This window comes from Sorangium sp. So ce363, assembly GCF_051520435.1.
GTDB classification, from domain to species: domain Bacteria; phylum Myxococcota_A; class Polyangia; order Polyangiales; family Polyangiaceae; genus Sorangium; species Sorangium cellulosum_B.
Map to the genome: position 1 here is coordinate 9,816,275 of NZ_CP150333.1, position 16,979 is coordinate 9,833,253.

A 16,979-nucleotide genomic window follows, 5' to 3' on the forward strand; every position below is an offset into this window, starting at 1 on the left:
CGGACGGGCCGGCGACCTGGCGTCGGTGCTACTTCGGTGAGTGCCCGCCCGCTCTGAGACTGTTCAACGGTGCGCTCACGCGGAAGGTATCGAGGCGCTCGTGCGCCAGGAGGCGCGGTGCCGTCTGGTCAAAGCTCGGCTGCGGACTAGGGTCGCGCGCGGGGATCCATCTACGGGGCGCGCCCGAGCCAGTAGGGTACAGCTATACGGTAGGATGCCTTCCGCTTGGTGCTACGCCGCGGTAATCCCAGGCGTTTCAGGCGCGGAAGACCTGCCTGAGCGCATAGGGCCCGTTCTGTCAATGAGCTCGTGCAGTCGGACTGCACGAGTCAGGAACGGCTCCGAGAATCTTGGCTTTGCGGAACGCGTTTGCTTGTCCTGTCCGCCCCGAGCTCCGTCTGCTTGGCGCATCCGCGCCAACCCACGACGTCGATACCCTTCGACATGGGCCGACGGTCTTGGAACGCGCGTTCCACCTCAAGGCCGATCGCGCCGCGCCAAACGTGCGAGCCCCAACGGCCGGCCCGCGGGGGGCCCAGCGCAGAAGAATTCAGCGCCGCAATTCATCGAGGAAACGGGCGGCCACCGCGGCCGGCGAGCCCTTCTTCTCGTCCACGGCCGCGTTCATCTGGCGCATCTTCTGCGCGTCGATCGTCCTCGACAGCCCGCGCAGCGCCTCCAGCACCTCCGGGCGGGTGCGCGCGAGCCGATCGCTCACCAGCACGAGCGCGTCGTACGGCGGGATGGCCCGGCGATCGTCCTCCAGCAGCACCAGATCATCGACGATGATCCGCCCGTCGGTCGAGAAGGCGGTGATCACGTCCACCTGCTCCGCCCGCAGCGCCTCGTAGAGCAGCGACGGATCCATGCTCCGCGCCTCGCGGAACGCGAGGCCGTACACGCGCTCGATGGCGCGCCACTCCGGCCGCTGGAAGATCTCGTAGTCGCCCCCCACCCGCAGCGATCGCGCGCGCGCCCCGAGATCGCTGATGCGCCGGATCCCCAGCCGCTCGGCCTCGGCCCGCCGCATGGCGAGCGCGTAGGTGTTCTCGAACCCGAGCGCGGCGGCCACGTGGACGTTGTACCGATCGAGCAGCTCCCTCTCCACCGTGGCCAGCACCGACGCGCGGTCCGCGCTCTCCGTGCTCCGTCTCAGGACGTTCGCCCAGAGGGTGCCCGAGTAGTCGACGTAGACGTCGATCTCGCCGTTCTTCAGCGCGTCGAACACCACCGTCGATCCGAGCGACCCCAGCGTCCGCGCCGGCACGCCGGCGACGCGCTCGATCCTCCCGGCGACGATGCCGGCGAGGATGTACTGCTCGGTGAAGGTCTTGGCGCCGACGGTGATGGACACCTGATCGCGCGCGAGGAGGGCGCGCACGACCGGGGTGGCCGCGAAGACCGCGAGCCCGGCGAAGCCGCCGAGACACAGCAGCACGAGGCGCCGGCTGTGGCGCGTGACGCCGGCGAGCAGGCCACGCACCAGGCCGTCCAGCACCAGCGCGAGCCCGGCCGAGGCCACACAGCCGATCAGCACGGCCGTGTAGTTGCGCGTCTGCAGCCCGCTGAAGATGTAGTCACCAAGGCTCGGCGCCCCGACCGGCGTGGAGAGCGTGGCGGTGCCCACCGTCAGCACCGCCGCCGTGCGCACGCCGGCCACGATCACCGGGAGCGCCAGCGGCAGCTCGACGCGGCGGAGCTGCTCGCGGGGCGTCATCCCCACGCCGCGCGCGGCCTCGATCACCGCCGGATCGAGGCCCGAGAGGCCGGCCGCCGTGTTCCTGAGGACCGGCAAGAGGCTGTAGAGGAAGAGGCCGATCAGCGCCGGCAGGTAACCGATGCTGCGCGCGCCCAGGGCCGCGAGCACGGGTACCATGAAGGCCAGGAGCGCCAGGCTCGGGATGGTCTGGACGACGCTCGCCACGCCCAGCACCGGCCCCTCCAGGCGGCGCGATCGCGTGACCAGCACGCCCAGCGGGACGCTCACGGCCACGCCCAGCGCCAGGGCGACCAGCGTGAGCCCAAGGTGGGCGGCGAGGTAGCGCGGGAGGAGGGCGAGCTGCTCCTTCACGAAGCGTCGCCTCCCGCGATCGTTCGCGCGGGCGCGCCCGCGATCAGCGACTCGACGGCGCGCGCCTGCTCGAGCGGGCCGCGCACCAGATCGGCCACGTAGTCGTCGGCCGGCGCGCGCACCAGCTCGCGGCCGGGCGCGAGCTGCAGGAGGCGCCCGCCGCGCATGACGCCCACGCGATCGCCGAGGAGCAGCGCCTCGACGACGTCGTGCGTGACGAAGATCGCCGAGAACCCCAGGCTCCGGCGCACCCGCGCGAACGATCGCTGGAGGCGCTCGCGCGTGATCGGATCGAGCGCGCCGAACGGCTCGTCGAGCAGCAGCACGCCCGGCTCGGCCGCCAGCGCCCGCGCCACGGCCACGCGCTGCGCCTGGCCGCCGGAGAGCGCGTCGGGCCGCCGATCGCGGACCTCGGCTGGATCCAGCTCGACCAGCTCCAGCAGCGTGTCCACCCGACCACGGATGCGCCTCGCGTCCCAGCCGAGGAGCGCCGGCGTGATGCCCACGTTCTCGGCGACCGTCAGGTGCGGGAAGAGCCCGAGCCGCTGGAACACGTAGCCGATGCGGCGCCGGAGCGCGTGCGGCGGCACGGTGGTCACGTCCTCGCCCTCGACGCGGATGCGACCCGAGCTCGGCTCGATGAGCCGGTTCGTCATCTTCAGCGTCGTGGTCTTCCCCGATCCCGACCCGCCCAGCAGGACCACCAGCTCGCCCGGCTCGACGCGCAGGGAGACGCTGTCGACAGCGGCGATTCCATCGTAGCGCTTGGTCACCTGATCGAGCTCGATCATCGCCGCCGAGAGCGTGGCGCCTCGCGTACGACCCGGAAGCTCGAAAAGACATAGGGATAGTCCCGGCGATACCAGTTGCGGAAGCTCGGCCGGAGGAACCCCTCGTCGGTCGCCCACGAGGCGCCGAAGACGACGTCGTGCTCCCCGTCGAAGAAATCCGCCGAGTACCCGGGGTACGTGCGGGCGTACGCGACGAAGCCGGGCAAGGGCGCGAAGGGCGTGGACGTCCACTCCCAGCCATTGCCCACCAGCTCCTCGACGCCGAACGCGCTGGCGCCGTCCGGGTGGCTGCCCGTCGGCACCGGCGACCATCCGCGAAAGCCGAATTGGCCATGACGCGGCTCGCCCGGCGCGTGCCCCCACGGACGCGCGCGCACACCGCCGCTCGGCTCGCCGAACGCGGCGCGGCGCAGCTCGGCCTCGGTCGCCAGGCGCCCACCGCGCCAGACTGCATAGGCGCGCGCCTGCTCGCCCGAGACCTGCGCCGGCCAGCCCGACGCGACCTCGAAGGAGACCGGCCCGAAGATCGTCTTCACCGCCAGCCCGCCTCCGCGGCGCACGAACGTACGGGGCGTGAGCCCGGCCCGCGCGCCGTCTTCCATCGCCTCGAGGAAGGCCAGGTAATCGCCGTTCCGCACCGGCAACGAGTCGATGGTGAAGCCCGGAACATCGATCTCCGCGCGCCCGAACTCGTTGTCCCAGCCGAACGGGATCGCCTCGAAGTCCGCGCCGATCACCACGCGGCCCGCCGGGACGTGCCGGGGCTCGGCCGCGCGCCCCCCGCCGCCCACGAACGCGGGCGCGCCGTCGGGGCGCCGCGCGGCGCCGTGCTCCTGGAGCATGTACATCAGGGTCTCGTGGTGCATCCGCTCGTGCTCGATCACGAGCTGGAGGATCCGCCCCCGCGCGCCGAGCACGTCCTCGGCGCGCGCCAGCACGTCGGGGATGCGCGCCAGCACGGCGCGGCGGACCTCGTCGCGGTACGCGATCACCTCGGCGATCGCCGGCCACGCGTCCCTCGACGCGGCGCGGGCGCCGTCCTCGTCGGCCGGATCGATCCCGCGCTCGAACAGCACGTCGAAATCGCTCCGCATGGGCCCGAGCCCGAGGACGCCTCGGCCGATCTGGTTCCACGCGAAGGCCGGGAGGTGCCCCAGGTAGAACGAGAAGGGGTGTCGCAGCGCGATGGGCCGACGCCCCATCGACGCCTCCGGGACGAGCGCGAACAGATCGTCGCTGCGGCGCCACGCGGCGGCGAGGAGCGCCTCGAACGAGGCCTCCGTCACGCGTCGTTCCGCCGGAGCAGGGCCAGCGCGAAGAGCTGGTTGGGATCGGTGTGCCACGAAGACACCACGAGCCCTCCGGCCCGGGCCGAGGCCTGGAGCGAGTCGCGCGTGAACTTGCAGCTCACCTCGGTGCGGATCTCGGCGCCGCGCTCGAGATCGAGCCGCAGATCGAGCGCCGGGATCTGCACGCGCATCCGCCGCGAGGCCACGAGGCGCATCTCGATCCACGCCCGCGCCGCGTCGTAGAAGGCGCGGTGCGCGAACGCGTCGGGCGCGAAATTCGCCCCGAAGCGCCGGTTGATCACGCGGAGCGCGTTGCGGTTGAAGGCCGCCGTCACGCCCTCCGGATCGTCGTACGCGGCCTCCAGCCGGGCCGTGTCCTTGACCAGATCGGCGCCGACGAGGAGCGCGTCCGACGGCTCCATGACACGCGCGACCTCGCGGAAGAAGGCGCGCCGCTCGTCGGGGTAGAGGTTGCCGATGGTGCCCGCGAGGAAGACCACGAGGCGCCCCCCGCCCCGGCCGAGCCGCGGCAGGTCGGTGGTGAAATCACCGATCACGCCGCGGAACGTGTACTCCGGGTAGTCGGTGCGGAGGCGGCTGATCGACGTCTCCAGGAAGAGCCCGTTCACGTCCAGCATCGTGCACGTCTCGCCGCCGCCCACCCACCGCCAGGCGTCGAGCAGGATGCGGATCTTGCGGCCCGCGCCGCTGCCCAGCTCGACGAGGCGCCGCGGCCGGACGGCGCGCAGGATGTCTCCGGCGCGCTGCTCGAGGATGCCGATCTCCGTGCGCGTCGGGTAGTAGACCCCGAGGCGGGTGATCTGCTCGAACAGCTCGCTCCCGAGATCGTCGTAGAAGTAGACGGGCGGGATCTCGGGCGGCGATCGTGTGAGGCTCTCGCGCAACCGAGCGCGCTCATCGGGTGAAGGGTACGCGTCCTCCGCGAATGTGGAGCTCAACAGGACCTCCTTGAGGGAGCGCTGGGCAGCGCGTCCATTGGGAGGAGAGCGGCGGACGTCAAGCATGGATCCCCGGCGTGCCGCCGTGGACGACGCTCGGTGAAACCCGGGCAGCGCGGGCGTACTCAAGGGGTGTGCAGAAAACGGGGACCGGGCAGGTAGAGCCAGTAGGGTACAGCTATACGGTAGGATGGCCCAGCGTATAACAGGTGTCCTCGTCCCAGCAGGCGCCGCCGCCCTCGAGATAGACGACGACGCGCTTGCTCTTGCCGGTCAGGTTGACGCCGATGCCGGCCGCATCGCCGTTGGCGCAGAAGGCGTTGCTGAACGGGACCCAGGTCCAGTTCTCGGCGATCCGGGGCAGGAGGCACTGAGGGGGAAATGGGCTTTCCGAGGCACTCGATCCATCGAGCCGAAGGGGGTGGACACCCTCTGGAGGCACTGGGGGGTGCCATGGCCAACTTCGGCACAAGGCGACACGAGCCTCGCGCGCCAGAGGAAGAAACAACGGAGATCGGGGCACAACGTGTCTGGCACGGGCTTTGCCCGGGGCGAACGTATGCCACACCAATCATCGATGCGAAGATCATGGGCTGCTGTCACCGTCGCGCTGCTGACGGCCGCACTGCTTGCGGCGTGCGACTCTGTCACCGTTGCGGATACCTCGAGCTCCACGTCGACCGCCGGCGCCAGCGGGAGCTCCGGTGCGGATACCTCGAGCTCCACGTCGACCGCCGGCGCCAGCGGGAGCTCCGGTGCGGAAACTCCGAGCTCCACGTCGACCGCCGGCGCCAGCGGGAGCTCCGGCTCGGAGGCAGCTGGCGAGGCGTGCGGGATGAATGGGCCTTGCGAGCCGGGGTCGCATTGCCTGTTCGGCGACCATGCGTGCGGGACGAGCCTGCCCGACGAACTCTGCCCGACGGAGTACTGTGCTGTGCCCGGTTCATGCAGCGGCCTGGGCGGTCCACCTGTCTGCGGCTGCGACGGCAAGGTCTACGACAACGCGTGTCTCGCGGACTCCGCCGGCGTGGGCACTTCGAGCCTCGGAAACTGTGGGCCCGCGCCTCAAGGGCGCTTCGCGTGCGGCGAGCTGTTCTGCGAGAAGGCGGCTCAAATATGTATTGCGAACCATCCCGACGGCTGCGGGTCCACCCGGCACGAGTGTCGCGACCTGCCCCAGGGCTGCGACAGTGCCAGCTGCAATGGGTGCATCGACGAGTCGAATGAGTGCCTCGATGTCCTCCAGTGCAGCGCGGACGCGAGCGGCGACATCACCGTCACGTGCATCACCTTCTGACCTCGACGACGAGCGATCCGGCAGCAGCTCCGTCGATACAGGAAATCTTCCTGCGCGCATGGGCCACACGGCCTGGACGCGGAAGAAGATCGGGCGCTGCCGTCAGCGGTCGACGACCTCATCCAAGTAGAAGCGGTTCCACGCCATCTTGCCGTCGCGCGCGGTGGAGATCACCACGCCACGGAAGGTGATCGACTCACGGTCGGTCGTCGTACCGATCATCTCCCACTCTGACCAGGTCTGACCGGACTCCGCGTCGAAGACGGCGCGCTGAATCTGCGCTCGGAGGTCAACGCAGACATCTGTGCCCGTTTCAGCTTACCCATCGTCGAGATTCTGCTGTTGGCACGCCTGAGCCGCCGCACGCCCTTCCTCAACGAGGCGCTGGAGCTCACCGTCCGCAGTGAGCCCCTTGAAGCGCTCGTCGAAGAGCACGACTTCGGCCCAACTGGGCGCAACAGCGAGGGCTTGCCTGAGATCGGCAATAGCCTCAGCGCGCTGGCCCAGCAGAGCGTACACCGCGGCGCGGTTATACCATGGACTCGCGAAATGGCGTGCCAATATCGAGTGCTCTGGAGGCGCCTGCACGCTGCATCCGATGGCCGCGCTATAAGCGTTGATCACGTCGTCGTGACGACTGAGCTCGAACAGCACAGTGCCCAGGATTTCCCATGATCGCGGTTCATCCGGGGCGGCGGCGACGAGGCGGTTAGCCGACGCCAGTGCTTCGTCGAGTCGACCCACATCGCGGAGCGCTACGGTGCGCTTGCGGAGAAGATCCACCAGCGTCCAGTCTGCTCTCAGATATCGGTGATCGAGGGCGCGGACGCAGTGATCCACCGTCAGCGTGTCCCTGACATCGAGGAGCGTGAGCGCGCGGTCGAAAGCCTCGACTATTTCACCCGCTGGATCGAGGAGGACGGTGGGAGTCTCCTCGAGCGTCGAGGCTTCGAGCAGGGCTGTCCCGAGAAGGAACCACAAGGTGGGCGAGCGTGGCTCGATCGCGACCGAGCGTCGCAGCGCCTCGACGGTGCCGGCATGGTCACCCGCGTCACTGGCAAGCACGGCGCGCTGGAAGAGAAGCGCTGCATGCTGGCCCGAGCCTGGAGCGAGCAGGCCCTCGAGCACTTCCGCCGCTCCAACCCGCCAATGGTTGCGATAGAGCGTGGTGAAATTCTCGGTGATCGCGAACGGTGCCTCTTCCCCAGCGAGCCCTCCATCCGGTGAGAGCGCAGTATAAAGGTCTTCCACGAGAGAGCGGACCTCCACGGCCTTGCCCTCGTCATGCTTCAGGCGGGTCAGCGCGGTGAGCGCGTTGGCGTACGCCATCCAGGGGCCACCTCCCCATCGCCGCGCGAGCTGGCGAAGCGGGCGAAGGCTCTCGATCTCCGTTGTGGTGGACTCGAGCAGTGCGTTCACCGTCCTCTCGAGATCGGCGAGCCTCCTCTCCTTCAGCGCCGATCGCGAGAGGTGCGCCAGCATCGATGGATCGATTATCCAGACGTGCTCACCGGCGTCGGTCTCGATAGACTCGATGTTGTGAAAGTCCAGCACCGCGCGGTATCCAGCTGGCAGCGTCAGGACCTTTCCCAACCAGGGGCGCACGCGGAATATCTCTGAAACCGTCGACATGACAAGCCTCCTCCGGTCCGGCGGGATCGCGCAACGCACCGATGGTCCAGCCGGAATCCTGGGGATCGCTCGGAACCATTCGACGTAGGCAGACGCGGAGTGACCTCAGACTACTCTTCTCCATCCTTACCAGGGCACGGAGCGGCGCGCTTGACCGCTTGGCACCGACACGCTTCACGACCGCCTCTTGCTCGTTGAGAATTCGCAGGGCTTGGTCCGCCCCAGGAACGGCATCGTGTGGTGGGCTGCCCTTGAAATCTGGCTCGTGCACGACGACCTCGCCACCCACGTGGCGCAGCGTGAAGGAAATATCTCCGAGTTCCACGGTTGCCCCATCGTTCAGCGCAGTACCTCCCTCGTGGCACCTGGCCACGACATCGAGGAGCATCTCAGCTTGCAATTCGAGATCGGCGCCACAGCGGACGACCACCTGGGAAGCGCCGATCCTACGGTGGAACTCTCTGGATGCGTATTCTTGCTGGCTCATCTTTGGCTTCCCTCAGCTGTGCGCGCCGAAGCGTAGAAATCGGATGCCCGTAAGGTACAGCTATACGGTAGGATACCTTCCGCTTGGTGCTACGTCGCGGTAATCCCAGGCGTTCGACCTCGAGGGCGCGAAGCCGGTGACGATCCGATCGAGCGCGCTCGAGGCGCTCGATCGGATCGTCACCGAGGGAGAGGGGGCCATGCGCGTTATCCATCCGCGGGGGTGAGCCCGTCCGTGCGTCCTCGCGGCGTCGCGCTACTTCCTCTTCGCGTCGTCGACGTAGGGGGCGGGCACCCAGCGGTAGGACTCTCCGTCTCTCCGGACGTGGCCCAGCCCGGGAAACGGGGCGTGGGTGTGCGCGACGAGGTAGCCCTTGTCGGCCGCGTCGGCGAGCGCCTTCTTGCGCGTTTCCACGGCCATCGGCGCGTTCACGTCGAAGGCCACCGCCACCGAGGGATCGTCGAACTGAACGGCCATGATGTGAACGAGGTCGCCCCACAGGAGGAGCCTCTGGCCGCCGCTCTCGAGAGCGTACAGCGTGTGACCGGGCGTGTGGCCGTATGCCGGCTCCGCGCGGAACCCCGGAAAGAACTCGGCCGCTCCGGTGAACGGCTTCACTCGCCCGGCGTCGAGGTACGGCTGCAACGTGGCTTGCGCCGCGGCGAAGAACTGGGCTTGCATCCCCGAGGACTTCGCGGCGGCCGCCTTGTCCATCCAGTAGTCGAGATCCTTCTGGTTCAGGTGGACGGTGGCGTTCGGGAAGGCCCTCTTCCCGCCGATCACGAGCCCGCCGGAGTGATCCGGGTGAACGTGCGTGAGGAAGACGTCGGTGACGCTCTCGGCGCTCACACCCACCGCAGAGAGCGACGCGGGGAGCTTCCCGGTCGTGGGGCCCATGAGCTCTGCGCACCCGGTGTCGACGAGGATCGTCCTGCCGTTCCTGTGGATCAGGAAGGTGTTGAAGGACACGTCGATCGGCGACCTCTGGAAGGATTGCGCGAGGAGCTTGTCGACCTCACCCGGCTTGGCGTTGAGGACGAGGCCATTCGAGATATCCAGGCCGAACGTGCCGTCGGAAAGCACGGTCACGTCGATGTCGCCCACACGCGTGTGATAGAAGCCCGCCTGACGCCTCTCGCCGCCGGACGGAATCAGCGCGCTCGCCGCCGGAGACGGCGCCGGTGCCGCCGGCGTCGCGGCGGGCTGCTCCGGAGCCGCCGGGCTCTTCGGAGCGCTGCTGCTCGGCGGGGCCGGGGCGGCGCACGCGGCGGGGAGGGTGAGAGCGCCTCCGAGCAGCAGGAGTGAGGCCGCGATGGACGCGATTCGCCGCGTGAAAATCATCCGCATGATCGTTCTTCTCTCCGGGCGCTCTTCGGTCGCTGGCGGCGCGCGAGCGCTGCTCGCCGCCCGTCGGCGGGACGGCGGCCCGTGTTCGCCGCCCGTTCGCCGTTGCACCGTACGTCCCGGCATGTAGACTTTCTATGCCTGAAACATCAAAAAAATAAACCGATCGTCCAGATGGGGCGCCTGATGGGCGCCGGAGGAGCGAGGCGATGGACGCCCTCAGCCGACTCTTTCATTCGCTGCACGTCGAGAGCGCCCTGTGCACGCGCTTCGAGGCGTCAGCGCCGTGGGGACACCGCGTCGCGCACCGCGGCCCCATCAAGTTCGTGCTCATCGTCGCGGGATCGTGCTGGCTGCGCACGCGCGCGCTCCCGGAGCCGAGGCTGCTCGGCGCACACGATCTCTTCCTCGTTCTGGATGGCGAACCTTACGTGCTGTCCGATTCGCTGGACTCCGCGACCGTGGACTGCACCGATCTCGAGGATCGCCGGGACGGCTATCTGATCCGCTACGGAGGCGGAGGCGCGCGCTCCACGCTGGTGAGCGTGGCCTTCGACGTGGATCCGACGGAGGGCGAGCCTCTCCTCGTCGCGCTCCCGCGCTTCATCCACCTGCGCATCGATCAGAACCGGAGCCACGGCCTCCAGTCGCTCATCGAGCTGTTGCGCCTCGAGGTCTGCTCGTCGGAGATCGGATCGATCCCGATCATCCGCCGCCTCGCCGAGGCGCTCTTCATCTCGGCGGTCCGGGCCTACCTCCAGACCGGCGAGGGGCCGAGGAGGGGCGTCCTCGCGGCGATCGCGGACACGCGGCTCGCGCGCCCGCTCGGCGACATGCACGAGGACCTCGCGCGCGGCTGGACGATCGACGACCTCGCGCGCAGCGCGCGGATGTCTCGCTCCGCTTTCGCGGAGAGGTTCCGGAGCACGGTGGGCCAGACGCCGCTCGAGTATCTGACGCGGATCCGGATGGACCGCGCGCGCGGGCTCCTGCGGGAGGGCGTCCCCATCGCCGAGGTTGCTCATCGCGTCGGCTACGACTCGGCCATCTCGTTCACGCGCGCTTTCCGGCGCGTGACCGGCGGAACCCCGGGGGCGTACCAGCGCCGGCCCGAGAGCGGAGCGAGGCCGCAAGACGCGCACGAGAAGGAGTCGAGGCGGCCATCCTCATGACGGTGGCGCCTCGCCGGTTCCCGGCGCCCCGTCGCCGGACGACAAGCCCGCCATGAATCGACGGCACCGTTCTTCGATGTCCTGGATGCTCAGGCGCCCGTCCTCGAGCAGCCTCGAGGCGTGCCGCATTCGCCACCCCATCACGTGCGCGAGCGGCATGTCGCCCGCCGCGGGCGGGGGGCGCCGGGACGGCTTCGCGCTTCCTGGCGGGGTCTCGTCGACGGGACGCCAGGTCGTCGGCCATCTCGACGTAGGGCGCCAGGAGGAGCGACGTCGACGGAGGGCGTCGAACCGCAGGTTGTCACAGCGCTGGGCCTCGCCGCGCCGGTTTCTACTCCGCCAGCACCGGCGCCATCCACGGCACATCGGCCGGCGGATCCTGATACAGCTTCCGAGCCCATTCCTGGTCGGTGAGTCGGGTGAAGCCCTCCGCCAGGTGCTCGTGGTAGGCGAACACCGCGCCCGCGTACGCGCGCGGACCCTGACAGGTATCGACCGTCATGACCATCATGCGTGGATTGCCGGTGCCCACGTGCAGCACCGACGGAGATCGCGGGACCGGCAGGTCGCCTCCGATGTCCGTGTGCACATCGGCGATGGTCGGGTCGCTCTTCAAGCCGTCGACGGGATCGAAGAACAGATCCTTGTACCAGCCCGTTTGCCAGGGGTCACCGCTGCCACCGCCCTCGATGTGAATTGCCTGCTTGATGAAGGTCAGATGCTCCTCCGAGTGCGGCATGCCCGTCCGCTGCGCTTCCGCCATTTCACTCAAGGTGGTCGCGATACGCGACAGGGTGCCGAAGTAGGCGCTCACCTGCTCGGCCAACGTGTCGTTCCCGTTCAAGCTGAAGTCGAGGGTATCGACCAAGGCCTGGCCCTGGCCGGCGAATCTGGCGATCCTTTGAAACAGCTCGGGGTAGGGCTCGACGTACGCATCCGGAAAGTCGCAGCCATTGCTGCCGGTATACGACTGCTTGGCATACAAGATCGTGTCGTGCCTGAGCTGCGCCCACGATCCGAGCTGAGTGTTCAGCAAACGGCGCCCCCACGCCTCGCTGCGCGCCACGCTGGGTAGACCTTCCGCGGCTGGCCCCAGGGTCGTGGCGTTCGCCGAGAGCGTCTGTAGCGCCCCAAGCCAGGACGTGTACAGGCTGCCTTCCCAGTACGATGGAGGGTGCGCGTCGGCGATGACCCGGACGGCCGCCAGATCGCCGGCGTAGTTCCATTCTTCGAGCTCACTCGCGAGCAGGCTCACCGCGTGGTCGTTCTTCAGGGCGGCGAACGCGGCGTCGAGCGGGTTCGGGACCACGCGCGTCGCGGTGCGGTCGTACACCACGTTGGAGAACACGTGACTATCGATCACGTAGCGCTGCCCGAAGAACGCAAAGCTCGCATTGAGCGGGAACGTGGAATCGCCGCCATCCTTTCGCATGATGTGGCTCGCGATGCGCTGCTCGCCGTAGCGCCCCTCGATGATCGCCTGAGCGATCGTCGTGTCATCGATGGCAGCAAGCCCGCTCGCATCGGACACCCCCAGGCCTTGCAACAGCTCGTCCAGCTCGGGCACGATCATGTAGTCGTGCTCACCAACGAACGCGGTGATGGTTCGATCGATGCCCGACCAGTCTTCCAGCGCCGCGGCATCCATCAAGTCACGCATCGCCAGCGCCGCCTCGAGCTGACGGCGCCAGAAGACGCGCGAACCATTGGGCATGGTCTCGATCAGCCGAAAATCGATGCGTCCCATCCACATCATGGCGCGGAAATAGCGCTCGAGCGCCACCGTGTCCGTGTAGTGGCCCCGAGGCTTGAATTGCGAGAAGTCGAAGCGGCGCGGAACGCCGAAGATGGACCTTTGCTGTTCTCCGTCGGCCGCCTCGGCATGAGCCAGGAAGGACGCGACGTCGGCTTTGCTGGCTCCCGCCACGGGTTCGCTGGGCGCTCCCATCAGCAGACTGCGCGCGACGGTCAGGTAGAAGTCCGCGTCGGCTGCTGCCTGCTCCGAGAGCCCGGAATCTCCGGACGCCAGGCGAGCACGCATCGTGTCGAGCAAGCGGGCGACACGCGGGATCAAGACGGCCTGTTCCAGGGCCTGCAAGATGTCGTCGTACGAACGGTGCATCGCTTCGAGCACCATGTCGCCGCTCACGAAGACCGGCAAATCGTGCACGTAGATGGCAGCGTAGGCGTAGGGAAAGCTGGGATAGGCAAGTCGGCTGGAAACTACGAAGCCGTTCGCGGCCAGGACCTTGAGCTCCGCGTCATTCAGGCCCAGCTCTGATCTCTGGATCAGATCGAGGTTCTGAACGTCCGTGAGACCGTAGCCCAGATCGTTCGAAAACGAGACAGCGTAGGCCTCCTGGAGGGATGCCGCGTCGTGTTGTTTGGCGGTGGCCACCTGGGCTTCGACTTCGGTCGCGGCGACCGAGCTGAGCTCGAGCTGCACCTGGGTTCCGATGTCTGCGGGACGCTCGTCGCCGGGACCGGCGGGGCCCGGCCCGCCCGGTTCGGTGGAACCAGAACACGCCGCGAGCAAGCCAACGCTGACCAGGGTGGAGAGAATTCGTTGGGTGTGCACGGATTTTCCTGCTCCTTTGGCGGCACGGGGGCTGGTGTGCCGGTGTGCCAAACCCGGATCGTTGTGCCGCGGCCCCAGGCCGAAGGACGCTCGAATCGCGGGTTTCATCCACTCCATGTGTGCCAATGCCATAGACAAGCAACCGGCGTGCCAGCCCTCCGAGCCGACAAGCGGCTTCCGGGCTTCCTGCTGGCCACTCCAGTGCCGCGGGTGTGGGTGTTGTACGGCGCCAACGGTTGCACGGGAACGCTCGCCGCGGAGCTCGTCCAGGCGTGGAGCCTCGCTCCGGTCCTTGCTGGGCGTGGAGGGCTCGGCGGCGTGGTCCTTCCGTCGTTGGCGCGAGGGGGAGGCGCGCTCGGCGGGGTCGGGCTTGCAGGATCAGCCTTGCTCGTCCTATCGTCCTTGACACGGGTCGACGAAGCCGTCGTAATTGCGTCGTGCTGACCATCCGGCGCGAGCAAATGAAGCTCCTGGCCCGGCGCCCGGACGCCGAGCTCATGCCGCGCCTGCTCGAACGCGTGCGGGTGATGTATCCGGAGCAGGTCTGGAGCACGAACGACGAGACGCTGATTGAGCGCCTGAAGGCGCAGCTCCAGCGGGCGGCGGGCCACGGGCTTCACCTCGAGGCCCACGTGACCAGCTATGTGGATCTGTGCTTCGAGCTCGGCGACTCGTTCGAGGAACAGCCGGAGTACGCGGCGCTCGTCGCCACGCTCCGCGCCCGGAATGTGACAAGCGAGGCCAAGGCGCAGGCCATCGCGGACGAGCTGGTGATCGGGTAAGCGATGCGACGGCGCCCGATCGCGGCTGCGTGGGCAAGTGGCGCGGCGGTTCGGGTGCGCGCGTGCCGTTGACCGTGGCGGCGTTGTTGCGGGCAGCCGCGCGCTGCCAGCGGCGCATCGAGCGGATCGACGAGGAGCTCGTCCGTCTCGACCACACAACGGCCCCGCCCGGCAATACCGACTGGCCCACCGAGCGCCAGCACATCCGCCGTGTGCTCAACAAGGCGCGAAAGCTCCAGAACGAGCGGCGCATCCTGCTCCGGCGCCTGGCCAAGGTCGAGCAAGGTCAAATCCCGCCCCGGTACGCAGACCGGGCCCGGCTCTATCGCGGCAGGTTGCTCTTGGACTTGGCCAGAAACCACGCCCGCTCGAAGCCCATGCAAGGCCGGGCGCGCGACCTGGTCGACATTGTCCGCACCTGCGTGGTCGAGCACCGAGAGGCTCTGTTCGGCCAATGGATGATCGACGGCCTCCGCGAGCTCAACACCGCGCGACGTCCGGGCCAGGATCGACGCTTCCTCTACGCCAACGAATGGGATGGCGGTGTCTATCGCTTCCCGCAGCGGTCGTGGATGGCGGACGCGCCCGTCGACAACCACCACCCCGCCCACTCGGTCACCATGAACTTTGCCAACACCGAGGACTTCAGCCCGTCCGCCGCCCTCGAGGATCTGTTCACCTGCGACGCCCATCCCATCGCCATCGAGTGCATGAGCGCGCTTCACATCTGCTTCTTGCGCGCCTTCATGAAGACGGTCGGCACGGCGGCGCTCGACGCGGTCACCGAGGACATCGTGCAAGTCGCGCCGGGAGACGAGGGCAGCGTGAGCAAGCTGCGGGTGGCGCTGGCGGTGGACTCCGTCGACCAGCTGCGCCCCGGCGATTGGGTGTACTTCTACAATCATCCAGACTACGTGAAGCGCCACCGCGACAGCTCCTTCGCCACCTGGCAGGGTGCCAATGCCGTCTATCTCGGCAACGTCGGCGGCGAGCCGCGCTTCAGCACGTTCGATTCGCAAGACCCGGCGTGGACCGAAGCCGAGTTCGTGGCGTTCCTGCTGCAGGAATACAACCGCAAGCCGGGCGGCCCGAACAGGGGACAGCTGGCGAACATGTTCCCCCAGCTGGCTTCGTCCGACGACGTCCCCGGTCTGCGTTGCCCGAATCCCGAGCAGCGGGGGCGGATCAGCCCGGTCTATCGCATCAACGTTCAAGAGCTGGCGCGCTGGCGCTGAGGCGCTCGCGAAGCAAGCAGCTCTCCGACCGGCGCCAAGACGCCATTTCGTTGGGCGACGCTGGGCTTCGATGCGGATGGTCACCGGTCCGCGAAGAAGATCCACGCCATGACCAGCAGGAGCCCGAGCCGTGGAGAACAACCACGCCATTCGTCTCCTGACCCAACAATCGCCGACCCAACAAGGACCGCCTGTGGTCCTCCTCCGCGAAGACTGGCTTCAAAGCCGATCCGAGCGACGTCAAATCACACATTCTGCTGCACTCAACAGGGAGCTTGGCAGCATTCGTCAGTCATGAGCTGCCATTCAGAGTTGCGGCGCCCCCTTCGAACGCGCTGGGCAGCACAAGATCGTCATCGAAAAGACGATCGAGAGGAAGGAATAGGCAGCAGCCGTTCGAATAACATCTGGCCGCATCCGTCAACCATCAGGAGAGCACGTCGGCGGCGGTCTTCGCCCCAAGGACGTTATCGAGCCAGCGGTCGAGAGTAGCAATGTCCGTGCATGCCTGGACGCGCGCACTTTCGCGCTCGGTGAGCATGATCCCTGCCCGCGCAAGCAGCCGCAGAAGCGTGTCCCTCTTGCCCTTGAGCTCGCCCTCACGTAGGCCCGCGAGCTTGCTGCGATCCATGAGCTCCCGCACGAACGGAAACCTCGCCTCGCCTTCGATCTGCCGTTCCATGACCAACGCCTCCAGAGCCCGCCGCATGGGCTCACGCAACCCGCTCCAGATGACCTGAAAGTAGACCATCGCGTGCTCCTGGTCGAGCCGGCCCAGCGCAACGAGCGCCGCCCGGACCACGGTGAGCCCGTTCGGCCCGTTGCCGTGCGCCACCGCCGAAAGCACCACCAGCTCGGCGTCCTTCTCCGCCTCGGCTGGGTCGGTGATCTCGGGGACGACGGCCGGACCGAGCACCAGCGGCTCGACGTGGCCGAGGCCCAGGCCGAGGTCGATGTTCTCCGCCGCCCAGGCGGCCACGCGAGGAGAGCTCCTGCTCAGGGGTGGCGGCGCCATGGCGGAGAGTGGCAGTCGCACCCCATCAGAGCCTGCGGCACATCCACACGCTGGGGATTTCGACGTCCGATCGGCTGCTGCTCACGCTGAACGATATCAACGCGGAGAGCCGCGCAAGCGAAGAGCTCGAGCGCAGCACGGTCGTCCAGGGGCCCCTCACGCGCCTGTACCTGCTCAAGGCTCAGACGCCGGACGGCTGAGCGAACACGGCCCGACCGGGCATCTCGCCTGCGCTCCAGGTGCTGCTACGGGAGGTTTCCCCGGTTCAGCAGGACAACCACCATGGCGCCAAGGCCGCCAGCTCGAAGCGGCGCCGCGCCGGGAACC

14 protein-coding genes are annotated in these 16,979 nt (G+C 68.2%); 5 read left to right on the top strand and 9 right to left on the bottom strand.

Annotated elements, in window-relative coordinates; genetic code table 11:
- Nucleotides 1–550: 550 nt before the first annotated feature.
- The 6 genes from WMF12_RS36870 to WMF12_RS36895 all read right to left on the bottom strand — a co-directional run bounded on the left by WMF12_RS36870 (nucleotide 551) and on the right by WMF12_RS36895 (nucleotide 8,039).
- A complete protein-coding gene (locus WMF12_RS36870) occupies nucleotides 551–2,071 on the bottom strand; it encodes a glycine betaine ABC transporter substrate-binding protein (RefSeq protein ID WP_437852774.1) in 1,521 nt (506 codons plus the stop codon).
- Complete coding sequence (locus WMF12_RS36875) at nucleotides 2,068–2,862, bottom strand: ATP-binding cassette domain-containing protein (RefSeq protein ID WP_437852777.1); 795 nt, start codon at nucleotides 2,860–2,862, stop codon at nucleotides 2,068–2,070. The genes WMF12_RS36870 and WMF12_RS36875 overlap by 4 nt, the downstream gene beginning before the upstream one ends.
- Nucleotides 2,859–4,148: an SUMF1/EgtB/PvdO family nonheme iron enzyme gene (locus WMF12_RS36880; RefSeq protein ID WP_437852779.1), complete on the bottom strand. Its 1,290-nt coding sequence runs from the start codon at nucleotides 4,146–4,148 to the stop codon at nucleotides 2,859–2,861. The genes WMF12_RS36875 and WMF12_RS36880 overlap by 4 nt, the downstream gene beginning before the upstream one ends.
- Nucleotides 4,145–5,110 carry an L-histidine N(alpha)-methyltransferase gene (egtD, locus tag WMF12_RS36885; protein ID WP_437852782.1) on the bottom strand — a complete coding sequence of 322 codons (966 nt, stop codon included), beginning with the start codon at nucleotides 5,108–5,110 and terminating at the stop codon, nucleotides 4,145–4,147. Before egtD ends, WMF12_RS36880 begins: the two co-directional genes overlap by 4 nt.
- A gap of 178 nt (nucleotides 5,111–5,288) precedes the next feature.
- Nucleotides 5,289–5,552 carry a hypothetical protein gene (locus tag WMF12_RS36890; RefSeq protein WP_437852784.1) on the bottom strand — a complete coding sequence of 88 codons (264 nt, stop codon included), beginning with the start codon at nucleotides 5,550–5,552 and terminating at the stop codon, nucleotides 5,289–5,291.
- 1,173 nt (nucleotides 5,553–6,725) lie between these two features.
- The gene (locus WMF12_RS36895) at nucleotides 6,726–8,039 is read right to left on the bottom strand and encodes a tetratricopeptide repeat protein (RefSeq protein ID WP_437852786.1); all 1,314 of its coding nucleotides are present in this window, start codon (nucleotides 8,037–8,039) and stop codon (nucleotides 6,726–6,728) included.
- 187 nt (nucleotides 8,040–8,226) lie between these two features.
- On the opposite strand from WMF12_RS36895, the gene WMF12_RS36900 reads away from it, so the two are divergent.
- The gene (locus WMF12_RS36900; protein WP_437852787.1) at nucleotides 8,227–8,562 is read left to right on the top strand and encodes a hypothetical protein; all 336 of its coding nucleotides are present in this window, start codon (nucleotides 8,227–8,229) and stop codon (nucleotides 8,560–8,562) included.
- 219 nt (nucleotides 8,563–8,781) lie between these two features.
- Here the strand turns inward: WMF12_RS36900 and WMF12_RS36905 are convergent, their stop codons facing one another.
- Nucleotides 8,782–9,873: an MBL fold metallo-hydrolase gene (locus tag WMF12_RS36905; protein ID WP_437852789.1), complete on the bottom strand. Its 1,092-nt coding sequence runs from the start codon at nucleotides 9,871–9,873 to the stop codon at nucleotides 8,782–8,784.
- 206 nt (nucleotides 9,874–10,079) lie between these two features.
- On the opposite strand from WMF12_RS36905, the gene WMF12_RS36910 reads away from it, so the two are divergent.
- Nucleotides 10,080–11,042 (top strand): AraC family transcriptional regulator, encoded by a 963-nt coding sequence (locus tag WMF12_RS36910; protein ID WP_437852791.1) that lies wholly within the window; start codon nucleotides 10,080–10,082, stop codon nucleotides 11,040–11,042.
- 331 nt (nucleotides 11,043–11,373) lie between these two features.
- Here WMF12_RS36910 and WMF12_RS36915 read toward each other — a convergent pair whose 3' ends face one another.
- Nucleotides 11,374–13,728, bottom strand: a complete 2,355-nt coding sequence (locus WMF12_RS36915) for a DUF3160 domain-containing protein (RefSeq protein ID WP_437852793.1) — start codon at nucleotides 13,726–13,728, stop codon at nucleotides 11,374–11,376.
- 353 nt (nucleotides 13,729–14,081) lie between these two features.
- Between WMF12_RS36915 and WMF12_RS36920 the strand changes: the two genes are divergently transcribed.
- Together WMF12_RS36920 and WMF12_RS36925 are read left to right on the top strand one after the other, a co-directional pair.
- Nucleotides 14,082–14,402 (top strand): hypothetical protein, encoded by a 321-nt coding sequence (locus WMF12_RS36920; RefSeq protein WP_437852795.1) that lies wholly within the window; start codon nucleotides 14,082–14,084, stop codon nucleotides 14,400–14,402.
- A 29-nt stretch (nucleotides 14,403–14,431) separates the two neighbouring features.
- On the top strand, nucleotides 14,432–15,637 hold the full coding sequence (locus WMF12_RS36925; protein ID WP_437852797.1) for a hypothetical protein: 1,206 nt from the start codon (nucleotides 14,432–14,434) through the stop codon (nucleotides 15,635–15,637).
- 427 nt (nucleotides 15,638–16,064) lie between these two features.
- Here the strand turns inward: WMF12_RS36925 and WMF12_RS36930 are convergent, their stop codons facing one another.
- A complete protein-coding gene (locus WMF12_RS36930) occupies nucleotides 16,065–16,616 on the bottom strand; it encodes a hypothetical protein (protein ID WP_437852799.1) in 552 nt (183 codons plus the stop codon).
- Between the two features lie 44 nt (nucleotides 16,617–16,660).
- On the opposite strand from WMF12_RS36930, the gene WMF12_RS36935 reads away from it, so the two are divergent.
- Entirely contained in the window at nucleotides 16,661–16,852 is a 192-nt protein-coding gene (locus WMF12_RS36935) for a hypothetical protein (RefSeq protein WP_437852801.1), read from the top strand.
- Nucleotides 16,853–16,979 lie beyond the last annotated feature (127 nt).

What these genes read in the sequence shown, in the direction of transcription:
- WMF12_RS36920 (WP_437852795.1), top strand. Translation starts at nt 14,082, where the DNA reads ATGAAGCTCCTGGCCCGGCGCCCGGACGCCGAGCTCATGCCGCGCCTG.
- WMF12_RS36915 (WP_437852793.1), bottom strand. Translation starts at nt 13,728, where the DNA reads ATGAAACCCGCGATTCGAGCGTCCTTCGGCCTGGGGCCGCGGCACAAC.
- WMF12_RS36905 (WP_437852789.1), bottom strand. Translation starts at nt 9,873, where the DNA reads ATGCGGATGATTTTCACGCGGCGAATCGCGTCCATCGCGGCCTCACTC.
- WMF12_RS36895 (WP_437852786.1), bottom strand. Translation starts at nt 8,039, where the DNA reads ATGTCGACGGTTTCAGAGATATTCCGCGTGCGCCCCTGGTTGGGAAAG.
- WMF12_RS36875 (WP_437852777.1), bottom strand. Translation starts at nt 2,862, where the DNA reads ATGATCGAGCTCGATCAGGTGACCAAGCGCTACGATGGAATCGCCGCT.
- WMF12_RS36910 (WP_437852791.1), top strand. Translation starts at nt 10,080, where the DNA reads ATGGACGCCCTCAGCCGACTCTTTCATTCGCTGCACGTCGAGAGCGCC.